The 12,975-nt window shown below is 51.3% G+C and carries 14 protein-coding genes and 2 tRNA genes; 10 read left to right on the forward strand and 6 right to left on the reverse strand.

Annotation, left to right across the window (positions count from 1 at the left end; genetic code table 11):
* Positions 1-75: 75 nt before the first annotated feature.
* The 5 genes from ACI3UA_RS09745 to ACI3UA_RS09765 form a co-directional block, all read right to left on the reverse strand.
* Positions 76-150 (reverse strand) — tRNA-Glu (locus ACI3UA_RS09745).
* 54 nt (positions 151-204) lie between these two features.
* Positions 205-1,098 (reverse strand): flagellin lysine-N-methylase, encoded by an 894-nt coding sequence (fliB, locus tag ACI3UA_RS09750; protein ID WP_439724622.1) that lies wholly within the window; start codon positions 1,096-1,098, stop codon positions 205-207.
* A 72-nt stretch (positions 1,099-1,170) separates the two neighbouring features.
* Positions 1,171-1,244 (reverse strand) — tRNA-Gly (locus ACI3UA_RS09755).
* Positions 1,245-1,468: 224 nt separating this feature from the next.
* Complete coding sequence (locus ACI3UA_RS09760; protein ID WP_439724623.1) at positions 1,469-3,187, reverse strand: carbon starvation CstA family protein; 1,719 nt, start codon at positions 3,185-3,187, stop codon at positions 1,469-1,471.
* A 14-nt stretch (positions 3,188-3,201) separates the two neighbouring features.
* Positions 3,202-3,708 carry a hypothetical protein gene (locus ACI3UA_RS09765; protein ID WP_439724624.1) on the reverse strand — a complete coding sequence of 169 codons (507 nt, stop codon included), beginning with the start codon at positions 3,706-3,708 and terminating at the stop codon, positions 3,202-3,204.
* A 359-nt stretch (positions 3,709-4,067) separates the two neighbouring features.
* On the opposite strand from ACI3UA_RS09765, the gene ilvB reads away from it, so the two are divergent.
* From ilvB to rbr, 3 genes are all read left to right on the forward strand, one after another.
* Complete coding sequence (gene ilvB / locus ACI3UA_RS09770) at positions 4,068-5,759, forward strand: biosynthetic-type acetolactate synthase large subunit (protein WP_439724637.1); 1,692 nt, start codon at positions 4,068-4,070, stop codon at positions 5,757-5,759.
* Positions 5,756-6,256: an acetolactate synthase small subunit gene (gene ilvN, locus ACI3UA_RS09775; RefSeq protein WP_439724625.1), complete on the forward strand. Its 501-nt coding sequence runs from the start codon at positions 5,756-5,758 to the stop codon at positions 6,254-6,256. Before ilvB ends, ilvN begins: the two co-directional genes overlap by 4 nt.
* A 185-nt stretch (positions 6,257-6,441) precedes the next feature.
* On the forward strand, positions 6,442-6,984 hold the full coding sequence (rbr, locus tag ACI3UA_RS09780) for a rubrerythrin (RefSeq protein WP_439724626.1): 543 nt from the start codon (positions 6,442-6,444) through the stop codon (positions 6,982-6,984).
* Positions 6,985-7,126: 142 nt separating this feature from the next.
* On the opposite strand, the gene ACI3UA_RS09785 is transcribed toward rbr, so the two are convergent.
* Positions 7,127-7,591 (reverse strand): nitrous oxide-stimulated promoter family protein, encoded by a 465-nt coding sequence (locus tag ACI3UA_RS09785; RefSeq protein ID WP_439724627.1) that lies wholly within the window; start codon positions 7,589-7,591, stop codon positions 7,127-7,129.
* Positions 7,592-7,814: 223 nt separating this feature from the next.
* Between ACI3UA_RS09785 and ACI3UA_RS09790 the strand changes: the two genes are divergently transcribed.
* The 7 genes from ACI3UA_RS09790 to ACI3UA_RS09820 form a co-directional block, all read left to right on the forward strand.
* Entirely contained in the window at positions 7,815-8,540 is a 726-nt protein-coding gene (locus ACI3UA_RS09790) for a DUF169 domain-containing protein (RefSeq protein WP_439724628.1), read from the forward strand.
* Between the two features lie 229 nt (positions 8,541-8,769).
* Positions 8,770-9,213, forward strand: coding sequence for a carboxymuconolactone decarboxylase family protein (locus ACI3UA_RS09795; RefSeq protein ID WP_439724629.1), 444 nt, complete (start codon positions 8,770-8,772; stop codon positions 9,211-9,213).
* Positions 9,206-9,589 carry a hypothetical protein gene (locus ACI3UA_RS09800; protein ID WP_439724630.1) on the forward strand — a complete coding sequence of 128 codons (384 nt, stop codon included), beginning with the start codon at positions 9,206-9,208 and terminating at the stop codon, positions 9,587-9,589. Before ACI3UA_RS09795 ends, ACI3UA_RS09800 begins: the two co-directional genes overlap by 8 nt.
* Before the next feature lie 54 nt (positions 9,590-9,643).
* Complete coding sequence (locus ACI3UA_RS09805) at positions 9,644-10,471, forward strand: SDR family oxidoreductase (RefSeq protein WP_439724631.1); 828 nt, start codon at positions 9,644-9,646, stop codon at positions 10,469-10,471.
* An 89-nt stretch (positions 10,472-10,560) separates the two neighbouring features.
* Complete coding sequence (locus ACI3UA_RS09810) at positions 10,561-10,971, forward strand: cupin domain-containing protein (RefSeq protein ID WP_439724632.1); 411 nt, start codon at positions 10,561-10,563, stop codon at positions 10,969-10,971.
* 164 nt (positions 10,972-11,135) lie between these two features.
* Positions 11,136-12,014 (forward strand): LysR family transcriptional regulator, encoded by an 879-nt coding sequence (locus ACI3UA_RS09815; protein WP_439724633.1) that lies wholly within the window; start codon positions 11,136-11,138, stop codon positions 12,012-12,014.
* 63 nt (positions 12,015-12,077) lie between these two features.
* On the forward strand, positions 12,078-12,975 hold an 898-nt coding region (locus ACI3UA_RS09820), incomplete at its 3' end, for a fibronectin type III domain-containing protein (RefSeq protein ID WP_439724634.1).

Raw genomic sequence — 12,975 nt, forward strand, 5'->3', positions numbered from 1 at the left:
TTGTATGCAGAAGTTTATGCGGCATTATTTTGGCGCACAAAAAAGCCCGAAGCTCTCGCTTCGGGCTGAATTAGCTGGTGACGCGTAAGGGATTCGAACCCTTGAAGCCGCCGTGAGAGGGCGGAGTCTTAACCACTTGACCAACGCGCCAGTAACGTTGTTTATTATACAGTAAAAAAAATTATATTGCAAGTGATTTTTTGGTTATTGTGAAAGATTTTCTAAAATAATTTCCACATTATCCGTATCGTACTCAATTTGTGCCGACCAGAGGCGAAGTGCCTCCGGCAAATCACTGGTTATCTGCGCCGCCAGATAAATAAAGGAGGTGTTTAGCTGTGCGTAGGCGGTCAGCTGTGTGAAATGCCAATGAGGGAGCCTTTCAAGCTGGCGGTAGAGGATATACTGGCAGATGCGGTCATAGATGGCCTGGCTGTCAGGCGGCAAGCCTGCAGGCAGGGCGAGGGATATCTCACCTGCCGTTATGCTGTGCCGGATTTTATCCAGAAGCTGGCACCAGCTGTCGTCAATGGGCGCTGTCTTTCCCAGAATGCTGATGATTTGCTGTATCGTCATTTGTGCTATACCGCAAAAGCTGCCCGCTACGTGAATGTTGCAGTCCTCCGGCAGCCATACGGCTATATCAGGCTGGCTCATCAGCTCAGAAAAATTCAGGGCAATATCTGTGCCATCTATGTAAAAGCACAGCGGCGCATTGCTCCCCAGCAGCAGTTCGCAGGTTTTTTCACAGCACATACCGATACCGGCTAATTCCAGTTCGCCCAGATAGGTGAAAAAACGCGGGTGCATGGCACAGACATTGCAAAGGCTTTCCTCACCCGCATGCAAAATAATCTGGCACAAGCCATCATGTTGGAGGAAGGGACAGCGTTCCTCCGGGGTAAGCCTGAAGGAATATATGCCGTCCTGCCGGGTGATGCACTGGCGCATCCTGTCCCCCAGCGTGCCCGTCATTTGCAAATAGCGGCTGGCCGCGGCATCGTCAATATCTATTTCCCAGCCCTGACAGCAGGTGTGCTGGCAGGCTCCGGCCTTGCAGGAGAATTGGCTATAAAAATCCGGCATTATTGTAATCATAAATCAGCACCCCGATGGCAGAAAATAAAAAACTTCACAGCATACGACACGCCATGAAGCCTAAAATCAATATGGAGCGGGCGAGGGGAATCGAACCCCCCTCTAAAGCTTGGGAAGCTTGCATTCTACCAATGAACTACGCCCGCGTTTTCGCAACGTATATATTCTAGCATGTCTGAAAGAAGTTTTCAAGCTAAAGCAACAAATTTTTTCAGAAAAGCATTAAAATAAAAAAGGCAATAAAAAATTGCGGTTTTACCAAGCGAGTGGTTAAAACCGCAATTTTTTTATCAGTACAATATCATACTGTACAACAATGCGCTGTCATATTGTCTTTATCCACATGCCGTTTATCGTCATGCTGTCACAATCAGGCAGCAGCCTTCTTTGGCTTTCTCAGGGTAGAAATGCCCTCGATAACCAGAATAATCGCCAGAATGGTCAGCAGGCTGCCGATGACAACCTGTGCATAAGGACCCCAGTCAGCACCGCCGGCAGCGATAACATTCAGCTGGTTCTTGACAATAATCAGCAGGGAGCTGATGGTAACCACGGTCATGAATGCCATAGGCAGCAGGAACATCTTGTTGTTTTTGCCTGCATTGCCCAGCCAGGTGCAGATAGCCAGAAGGCCAAGTCCTGCCAGCAGCTGGTTGGCGGCACCGAAGATGCCCCAGATTTTCTGGAAGCCGTTCATGCCCAGGGCAATGCCCAGCACTACGGTAATCAGGGTAGCCACATAAGGATTTACCAGAAGCTTCTTCCAGCCTTCCTTGATGTCGTCCACGGTCTGTCCCGGCTCCAGCCACAGCTCCTGGAACATGAAGCGTCCCACGCGGGTTGCCGTGTCAAGGGAGGTCAGGCAGAAAGCAGAATAGGTCAGCACCAGCAGGGTGTAGAGGATATGCTCGATGCCGCCGAGGCCCGGAATGGTGGCGGCCATGGATGCGATACCGCCGGCAAAAATATCGGTAACGCCCTTGGTATGTCCTGTTTCACGGGCATAGGCAATGGCGCAGATGGTCAGGATGGCCAGCACGCACTCCAGCAGCATGGAGCCGTAGGCGATAGGACGGGCATCTGATTCCTTGTCCAGCTGCTTGGAGGTGGTACCGGAGGAAACCAGGGAATGGAAACCGGAGATAGCACCGCAGGCAACGGTAGTAAAGAGGATAGGGAATAGATACTGCATGCCGTTCTTGGTTTCTACAGCAAAGCCGGTGAAAGCCGGGAACAGCTCAGGGTTGATGTCAGGATGTGCGCCCACAACGCCGATAAAAGCAATAAACAGCATGGCGTAGAGCAGGAAGGAGCTGAGATAATCACGAGGCTGCAGCAGAATCCATACAGGAGTTACGGAAGCAATCGCGATGTACACGCCCACCACGTACATCCAGGTCTGGGTGGACAGGTAAATAGGATGCCAGTTCATGCCTACAGCCAGGCAGAATACGATGGCAGCGATGCCGAAAACGGTGGTAACCGCCATGGAGGTGTGCCGCTGATAGACGAAAAAGCCGAAAATCACGGCCACCAGAATGAACAGCAGGGAAACCATGGCAACAGATGCCTGGGTAGAGCTGGCAGCCACATCCACAACGCCGTCCTTCATCACGGCGCCGAAGGTGCTGGCCACGATGGCGCCGAAGGCGGCCACGACCAGAATGATGGTCAGGTAAGTAAATACCGTAAATAATACCTTGGCACGGCGGCTCATGTTTACATCGATGATTTCGCCGATGGATTGTCCCTTGTGGCGTATGGAAGCGAACAATGCACCAAAGTCATGGACGCCGCCAAAGAAGATGCCGCCAATCAGCACCCACAGGGCAACAGGCACCCAGCCGAAAATAGAAGCGGCAATCGGGCCGGTAATAGGCCCCGCACCGGCGATGGAAGAAAAATGATGCCCCATCAGCACAGGTGCCTTGGCAGGCACGTAGTCCATGCCGTCAGTCATGGTATGTGCAGGGGTTGGCGTGCTGTTGGTTTCGTCAACGCCCCACTGTTTGCAGAGCCAGCGGCCATAGAAGGTGTAACCGCAGGCCAGGATTGCTGTACACATCAATAGAAGTACCAGCGTGTTCATGTAATAGACCCCTTTCAAGAAAATGATATTCTTTTCAGATTTTTCTCCATGCACCTGCCGGCCTTGTTTGCAACAACGGACTGCGTATCAGTCAGGCAGGCCGCCAGCCGCACATCCATCCAGCCGTGGAAGGAGAAAAGGAAGGTCTTGTGAATACTGCATTTCTTCAGTGCCCGGAGCGCATCAGGCTCACAGGAGCCGCAGACAAAGATGGGCGTAATGTAGGTATACATGTGGCCCGGCCCGACGTGTGCCAGCTTCATGCCGGCCTTGCGGGCGTCCTGCAGGCACTGCTCAAAGAGAGAAACCGTCAGGACGGGCATCTCATACAGAAAAATAAATTCCTCTGATTTGGCAGTCCACAAATTGGCCTTGCGGGAGAGGATGAATCCTTCAGCCTGCTCGTAATACTCGCAAAGGGCACGCAGAGGCAGCCGCTCATTATCGTAAAGGGTTATATTATAATAAGTGCGATAGCTGTCCAAAAGCCGGTTTATTACTTCGTCGCGGGTATTAGCCATGCTGAAAAATATCCCTCCATATCTGAAAGTTTTATGATTATAACACACTTGCGAAAAAGTGTAAAGGAAATGTCAGAACAAAAAGAAAATGTATTTTATATATTCCATTTTGTTTTTTCGGTGCGGATTATTTTTACAAAAAAAGTTTCTGCTTTTATACAGAAGACGAGAGTGTTAAAATTTTACTACATACAGCAATAAGAAATAAGAAAATTGTTAATATATCGTCTGTCTGTTGAAATAGTCTGTCAGATTGGGTATAATGTAATAACTATGTGTTAGAAATTTCCATAGAATATACAAAGAAGAAGCGTAGAGTATACGTTGAAATTTCTTATAGGGGAGGAATTTCCTTGCTGATGAATGGAGCGCAGGCTATATTGGAGAGCCTGAAACGAGAGAATGTTGAAGTAATATTTGGTTATCCCGGCGGTGCGGTGCTGGACTTGTATGATGCACTCTACAAGACGAAGTATCCTCACATCCTGACGCGTCATGAGCAGGGCGCTGTCCATGCGGCTGACGGCTATGCCAGGGCAACGGGCGGGGTAGGCGTTTGCTTTGCCACGTCCGGCCCGGGTGCTACCAATCTGATTACCGGCATTGCTACTGCCAACATGGATTCTATTCCGCTGGTCTGCTTTACCGGCCAGGTAACAAATCCCCTGATTGGCAAGGACTCCTTTCAGGAGGCGGATATTGTAGGCATCACTACGCCGATTACCAAGCACAATTATCTGGTGAAGAAGGCTGTGGATTTGCCGAGGGTCATCAGGGAAGCGTTTTTCATCGCTTCCACCGGGCGTCCGGGGCCTGTGGTGATTGATATCGCCAAGGATGTATTCACGCAGGAGATAGATTACGAATATCCGGAGAAGGTGCATCTGCCGGGCTACAGCGGTGACTTCACTGGTGATGAGGCCCAGCTGGCGGCGGTGATGGAAGCACTGGGCGAGGCAAAGCGGCCGCTGTTCTTTATTGGCGGCGGCGTAACCCTGTCCAATCAGGCAGAATTGTTCCGGGAAATTATTGCCAAAACCCATATTCCTGTGGTCAGCTCCCTGATGGGGCTGGGCTGTATCCCATCCACTCAGGAGGGGTTCCTGGGCATGGTAGGCATGCACGGCTCCTTTGCGGCCAATATGGCTGTGCAGGAGTGTGACCTGCTTATCGGCATCGGTGTCCGCTTTGATGACCGGGTTATCGGCAAGGTAGCCGCCTTTGCGCCAAAGGCAAGGATTGTGCATTTTGATGTGGACAAGGCGGAGATAAATAAAAATGTGGTGGCCGACTTCCCTGTAGTGGGTGATTTGCGCTGGTCACTGCCGATTTTTGCCCGTCTTTTGCAGGAGTCCGCGGTGGATTACAAGGGACGTTACAATGTATGGCATAACTATGTTGTTGAGATGAACAACAAGCATCCGTTTGAGTACAAGACCCACGACAATTACATCATGCCGCAGGAGCTGATTGAGAAGGTCAGTGAGCTGGTGGATGATGATACCGTGGTTGTTACCGATGTAGGCCAGCATCAGATGTGGGCCGCCCAGTTCTTCAACAGCCGCCAGCCGCGCCAGTTCCTGACCTCCGGCGGCCTTGGCACCATGGGCTACGGCCTGCCTGCCGCCCTGGGGGCAAAGCTGGGACAGCCGGACAAGAAGGTGGTGCTCTTTACCGGTGACGGCAGTATCATGATGAACTGCCAGGAGATGTCCACTGCCGCTGACAACAACATTGATGTCAAGGTTGTGCTCCTGCATAACCGCGTGCTGGGCATGGTAACCCAGTGGCAGCGCATGTTCTATGGCAAGCGCTATTCCCAGACCCTGCTGGGGGGCAAGACTGACTTTGTGAAGCTGGCAGAGGCTATGGGCATGTCTGCCTGCCGCATTGAGAAGCCGGAGGAGCTGGAGCCTGTGCTGAAGCAGGCACTGAACGCCGATGGCCCTATGCTGATTGATGTCATGCTGCCGGGCAACGAGGATGTACTGCCGATGGTTGCGCCGGGGGCCTGCCTCAGTGATATGGTTTTGGGAGGGGAAAAGGAATGAAAAAATATATTTTAGCTGTGCTGGTAGACAATAAGCCAGGCGTTCTCACCCATGTTTCCGGCTTAATCAGCCGCCGTGCCTTCAACATCGAGAGCATTTCCGCCGGCTATACCGAGGAACGGGATGTTACCCGTATCAACATCGAGGTTTCCGTGGAGGATGACAGGGAGCTGGAGCAGGTGGTGAACCAGCTGGGCAAGCTGATTGATGTCATCAAGATTGTCAATCTTGGTCAGGTTGATTCCATCGTCAGGGAGCTGGTACTGCTGAAGGTCAAGGCTCAGAAGGATACACTGGCGGATATCCGCAATATCGTGGATATTTTCCGCGGCAAGATTGTGGATGTGAGCCCTGAGAATGTGGTGATTGAGCTGACCGGCTCCCGCAGCAAGATTGATGCTATCTGCGAGATGCTGGCCGAGTTCCAGATTATTGAGATTGCCAGAACCGGTGCCATCGCCCTTTCCCGCGGCCCTGTGCCTGTGAAGAATATGTAAAATTTCCCGCCATCCACGGGGAGCCGGGAGCAGTTCCACAATATATTTATCGCGCTAAAATTTGTGGCCTGCCGTCGAAGGGCAAAAATAAGGTTGACATTTTTGGAATAAATGATATACTAACAGTAACGGATAATTATTATCCGTTACGGAGAGTGTGTATTTATTAATAGGAGGTATCTGTTATGGATTTGAAGGGTTCAAAGACTTTGGAAAACTTGAAGGCTGCTTTTGCAGGTGAGTCCCAGGCTCACACCAAGTATCAGTATTTTGCTTCCCAGGCAAAGAAAGATGGCTATGTGCAGATTCAGAACATTTTCCTGGAAACTTCCAAGAATGAGAAGGAGCATGCAAAAATCTGGTACAAGCTCATCAATGACGGCGTAGGCAAGACTGCCGAAAACCTGAAGGATGCCGCTGCCGGTGAGAACGAGGAATGGACCTCCATGTATCCTGAGTTTGCCAAGGTTGCCCGTGAGGAAGGCTTTGACAAGATTGCCGAGCTGTTTGACGCTGTGGGCGCTATCGAGAAGGAGCATGAGGAGCGTTACAAGCTGCTCCTTATCAACGTTGAGCAGGACAAGGTATTCAAGGCCAATGAGAAGGTTATCTGGCAGTGCTCCAACTGCGGCTATGTATGCACTGGCGAGGCTGCTCCTGAGGAGTGCCCTGTATGCGCTCATCCGCAGGCACATTTCGTTGTTCTGGACGAGACCTATAAGCGTTGATTATCGCGCGAATATCTTAAATAAGCAAAAAAACAGAGGCTGTCCCCACGGGGCAGCCTCTGTTTTTTTGCTTATTCTGTTTATTTAAACCGGGTTATCATATTGGCTGGCAAAGGTGCAGGCAGTGCCTGCTGTGAAAAAATTACTTTTCCTTCTTGCCGTCCTCTTTGGCCTTTGCCTTTTCCTCGGCGTTCTTCTTTTTGGCGGCGGCCTTTTCCGCCTGACGTTTTTCCTGCTCGCGCTTTGCATAGTCCACGCTGAGGCTCGCCATCTTGTGCTTCATGGTCATCATAGGGTGTTTCAGGAACATGCCCTTGCTGGAGGAGGTCATAATCTTCATGAATTCGGAACTCTGAGCCTTGCCGAAGCACTGCTGCTCACAGCGGTCGCAGATTGGCTTGGTGATGCCGTATGGACAGCGGTTGATTTTTGTCATGACGGTAGCCAGAAGCGCGGTACACTTCGGGCAGAGCTTTTCGCCTTTGGTGCTGTGGTGCTTGTTGCAGTACACGCCAAAGGTCTTTTTAATGTTTGCCTTTTCCTGCGGAATGGTGTTCTTCACCTCAGGCTGTTTTTTCTTTGGTAAAAATCTGTCAAAAATACCCATAAATGAATGCTCCTTTATAAATCAGCGATATGCTGTGTTGTTCTATCTATAAATTGTACTTTGAAATCAGCAGAATTGCAAGCAATATATTTGCCAATACACCAATTATATGGGTGAGAACTTCATATTGTTTGAAGTTCTTGCAGGAATATGGCATTTGTATATAGAATATATCAGTTAAAGGTGATGTGTGAAACAGGGACATTTGTGAGGGGGAATTTTTATGGAAAGCAAGCTGGCACAGGCATTGAGGCTGAAAAATCATCCGGTGGCGGTCTATCGCTCGGATGAGCTGCCGGAGGGGGCGATGCAGTTCCGCGAGGGGGTGTGGGGCTGTGTGATTGCCATGCTGAACACGGTGGCAAAGAAAGGGCGTACCGCGGCATTTTGCCGTGAGCGGGTGGAATGTGTCGGCGGCAAGGCAGGCCTCGGGCTGGCACCCTATCCCCATGGCTTCATTGAAAGGTTTATTTCCACAGGCGAGGGCATACCGCGTCCGGGGGAATGGTACAAGCAAAGCCCGGAGCTGGCACTGGAATTTATGGATAATATCCCAAGGGTGGCTGGGAAAAAATATGTGGTGTTCCGTCCGCTGGATGAGGTTGGCCCTGATGATGAACAGCCGGAGCTGGTGGTATTCCTCGTCAATCCTGACAGGCTGTCTGCCCTGGCGGGGCTGGCCAACTATGATACGCCAAACCAGGACAATGTGCAGCTGCTTTTTGGGGCGGGATGTACTCAGAGCGTCCTTTATGGGCTGGATGCCCATGAGCAGGGACAGCGTACCTGCTATATCGGCCTGACGGATTTATCCGCCCGGAAGGTCATTGACAAGGACATCATGTCTTTCAGCATACCATATCAGCGGTATCTGGAAATGGAAGCCAATGTGGAGGAGTGTTTCTTCAAGACGGAAACCTGGGCGCTTATTGCCAAGCGGCTTGACTGATATCATGAATCTTGAATAGCATCACAAATTTCCGCTAACCATGAGTATACGGTTAGCGGAGATTTTTTGTTTGGCAGGAACGTAGTCCATTAGGGCTATACCGGCCGTCAATTTTGCTGGGAAATTTATATGCTTTTTAGGCATAATCAAATATTTAATATAGGTATTGGATAATAGCTTTAAGGCGGCGTAAAATAGAGCTGTATTCAAAAACAGGAGGTAATATGGCATGGCAGGTATGTGGAGGAAAAGAGTGCTGCCGCTGTTGGCGGCAGTGGCTGTGCTGGCTGGCAGCAGCCGTGCCTGGGCGGCAGAAGCAGATAAGGCTGATGGAGGTATGGAAATGAAGAAAATTGTACAGACGGCAGGCAGAAATGCGTTAGGGGATTTTGCACCGGAGTTTGCGCACTATAACGATGATGTATTGTTCGGGGAGAACTGGAACAACGAGGATATCGATTTGAAGACGAGAAGCATGATTACGGTGGTGGCACTGATGTCCTCCGGCATCACGGATTCTTCCCTGAAATATCATCTGGAAAATGCCAAAAATCATGGCGTTACCCAAAAGGAGATAGCGGCAGTGATTACCCATGTGGCGTTTTATGCAGGCTGGCCAAAGGCATGGGCGGTGTTCAATATGGCGAAGGAGGTATGGGCGGCAGATGAATAATCTCATATTCTTTATGCTGCTGATGCTCTGCATGGCGTTTCATTATCTGCCTGTCAGCTGGCATGAGGTTATGGGAATTATGCTGCTGGTGCCCTTTGGACGCCATATTTACAGATGCAGGGGCTGGTGGAAGATGCTGGCAAGGGGCAGGACGGTAACCAGCGGCATGGGACTGTTTTCCAGTCTTTTGAATGTACTGCTGGTGGCAGATTTTATGGTGGTTGTCGTCAGCGGTATACTGGTGTCAGGCTATCTGTTCAGGGAGGTCATTCCTTTGGAGCTTCGCATGAACATCACCCTGCACCAGCTGCATGTGTCAGGCTGTTTTCGCCTTCTGCCGGTGCTGGTGAAATCGGGGCATGGCTGGACAGCCTGAAATGAGGGAAACAAGCTAAAAGTATTGTTCAGATTGACAAGGGGGAGAGAATACATGAAGGATGTTTTGGTCTTGACCGGTGCCGGGCAGATTGGCATGGCAATCGCCAGACGGATGGGTTATGGAAAGAAAATCGTCATAGGAGATAAAAGCTTTGCCAATGCCACAAGGATTGGCGAGATTATGAATAATGCCGGATTTGATACGGTAGCCCTGGAAATGGATTTGGCCTCACGGGCATCTATTTTGAATTTCTTAGGGCAGGCGCAGGAGTATGGAGAAATAGCCATGCTGGTGAATGCGGCAGGCGTTTCGCCCAGCCAGGCGTCCATAGAAACCATATTGGCAGTGGATTTATACGGCACGGCGGTGCTTCTGGAAGAAACGGGCAAGGTAATAAAAGCAGGTGGTGCCGGTGTCACGATTTCCAGCCAATCCGGCTGGCGCATGCCCGCCCTTACGGCCGAGGAAGATGAATTACTGGCTGTTACGCCTGTTGAGCAGTTGTTGCACCTTGATATACTGCAGACGGAGAATATAAGGGATACCCTGCATGCGTATCAGCTGGCGAAGCGCTGTAATGAGAAGCGGGTGATGGCAGAAGCCGTCAAATGGGGGAAGCGCCGTGCCCGCATTAATGCGATAGCTCCCGGTATCATCGTCACGCCGCTGGCAATAGATGAGTTCAACGGGCCGCGAGGGGATTTCTATAAAAATATGTTTGCCAGATGTCCGGCCGGCCGACCGGGAACTGCCGACGAGGTAGCAAATGTGGCGGAGCTTTTGCTGGGGGACAAGGGGGCCTTTATTACCGGCTCTGCATTTCTGGCAGATGGCGGTGCTACGGCCAGCTATTTTTATGGCGAGCTGAAGCCGCAGTAATAATGTCAATATTGGCCATAATAGCCTTATTGGCAGTGCCATAAGCGTGAAAGCGGCTAAAGGGGTTTGTTTGGAAAGGACGGATAAAAATGGACAAGGATAAGATGAGTGTTTTTCCTGCTGGTGAGAAAAATGATGCCTATGCAAAATATTTTACGGGGCAGAGCTATCTGAATATGCTGTCAACGGAGCAGGTGGTGATTGGCAATGTGACCTTTGAGCCGGGCTGTCGCAACAACTGGCATATTCATCATGCCAAATCCGGCGGCGGGCAGATTCTGCTGGTGACAGCCGGCAGGGGGTATTATCAGGAATGGGGCAAGCCTGCCAGAGCGATTTCCGCCGGTGATGTGGTGAACATCCCCGCCGGGGTGAAGCACTGGCACGGAGCGGCCAAGGATAGCTGGTTTGCCCATCTGGCAGTGGAGGTTCCGGCAGAGGAAGGGCATACCGAATGGCTGGAACCTGTCAGCGAGGATGAATACGGCAGTCTTGCTTGAGGGAGCCGTCCTGATACGGCGTAATGGCCTGATGGTGCAGGCTGGCAGTATGGCGGCTTTCTGCAACTGCCTTCGCGGTGATTTTCATGGTTGCCTTTGCGGCGATTTTTGCATAAGATAAATAGCTGAGGACTTATTTTCTGGCAAGGAAAGAGGGGGATGGAGTGGATATACGGGTATTGCGGTATTTTCTGGCGGTGGCAAGGGAGGAAAGCATTTCCAGGGCGGCGGATGCCCTGCACATTACCCAGCCTACCTTGTCACGGCAGATGATGATGCTGGAGGATGAGCTGGGGGTACAGCTTTTTAACAGGACAAACAAGATTACGCTGACGGAAGCGGGCGTGCATTTGAAGCTGAGGGCCATGGAGATTGACAGCCTCATGGACATGCTGGAGCGGGATTTTTCCGCCCAGTCGGATATTATGGGACGGCTCGCCATCGGCAGTGGTGTTTACAGCGCTTCCAACGAGGTATTCCGTTCCCTGCAGGAATTTTCCCGGCAGTTTCCCAAGGTGACCTATGAAATACATACTGCCAGTGCCGACAAGCTGAAAATGATGATGGATAAGGGGCTTTTGGACTTTGCCATCATGCAGGAGCCCATAGATGTGAGCAGGTATGAGTATTTTCGCCTGCGCACCAAGGACAAGTGGGGGCTTTTGCTGTCCGCCAGCCATCCGCTGGCAAAAAATGAGAGCATTTCCGTGCAGGAGCTGAACGGCATAGAGCTTTTGGCGACAGGCAGGAAGGCGATTTTCAATGAAATCAGCTATCTTCTGGGAGATCATGCCAGGTTAAAAATTCGCGGCTATATTGATTTGGCGGATAATGCCCTGCCGCTGGTGGCAGGCAGTAACGTGGGCTGTCTGGCGATAGATGGCGTGGCGGAGTACCTGAATCCCGAGCACATCGTCTTTCGGCCTTTTGATTTGGATATTGCTACCAATACGGTGCTGGCATGGAAAAAATACGGCATGTCCTTCGGGGTGGCAAGTGCCTTTTTGGCATATATCAAGCAGGCAGGCCTGCGGCAGGAATGAAATTGCCGCGTGATGCGGACAGCTGGTGTTTTTATAAATGATGTGAAGTGTGGAGGAAAATTTATGGCAGATGGGCGCAGGCAAAATGAGGCTTTGCATTTGCAGGCCGGGAAGCAGGATAGCTTAGGGAAAAAGAAGGCAGGGCATTTATTCAGCCTGCGGGTAGTTATACCGGTATTGATTGTTCTGCTGGGGGCCGGCATGTATTTTCTGCCTCAGACGAGGCTTCACAGGGTCGCCAGCAATCAGCTTTACGCCCTGCTGCAGGACAGGCAGGTGCAGAATCTGCGGCAGCTTGTGACGGCGGATAACAGTACCGGCAGGCGCATTATGTGGCAGTCGGCAAGCCCGATGGAAGCGCCGCAGGTGGTGGTGCGGCTGGCAGGCAGGTCGGAAGGGGAGCTTCCTTATGATGCGGCGCAGGATTTCTGGTCGGATGATGGCAGTGAGAACTATCAGTACACGGTTCTGCTGGACAATTTGAAGCCTGACACGGAGTATGAATATGCCATTGCCGATAAGGATAGCCGCAGTGCGTGGCACAGGCTGAAAACAGACGGCGAGGATAAGCCCTTCAAGATGCTGATTTTTCCTGACTCCCAGTCGGCTGACTACAGCGGCTGGCAGAGGCTGGCGCAGGGAGCCTGGGAGCGCAATCGGGATGCCGTACTGGTGGCCAGCATGGGTGACATGGTGGACAATGGCGAGGACAGCAGCCAGTGGCGCGCCTGGTTTCGGGGGCTGGACAATGTTATCAGCCAGAGTGCCTTTGCACCTGTGATGGGCAATCATGAGTGCTATGATAAAAGCTGGCAGATGCGCCTGCCGTCTGCCTATCTGGGGTATTTTCAGCCGCCGGCCAACGGCAGCGGCCGGTTTAACAGGTATTATTATTCCTTTGACTATGGGGCGGTGCATTTTGTGGTGCTGTGTACTTCGGATTATGAGCTGGAGGCCTTTC

The sequence above is a fragment of the Anaerovibrio sp. genome (assembly GCF_051866355.1).
Lineage (GTDB): Bacteria > Bacillota > Negativicutes > Selenomonadales > Selenomonadaceae > Anaerovibrio.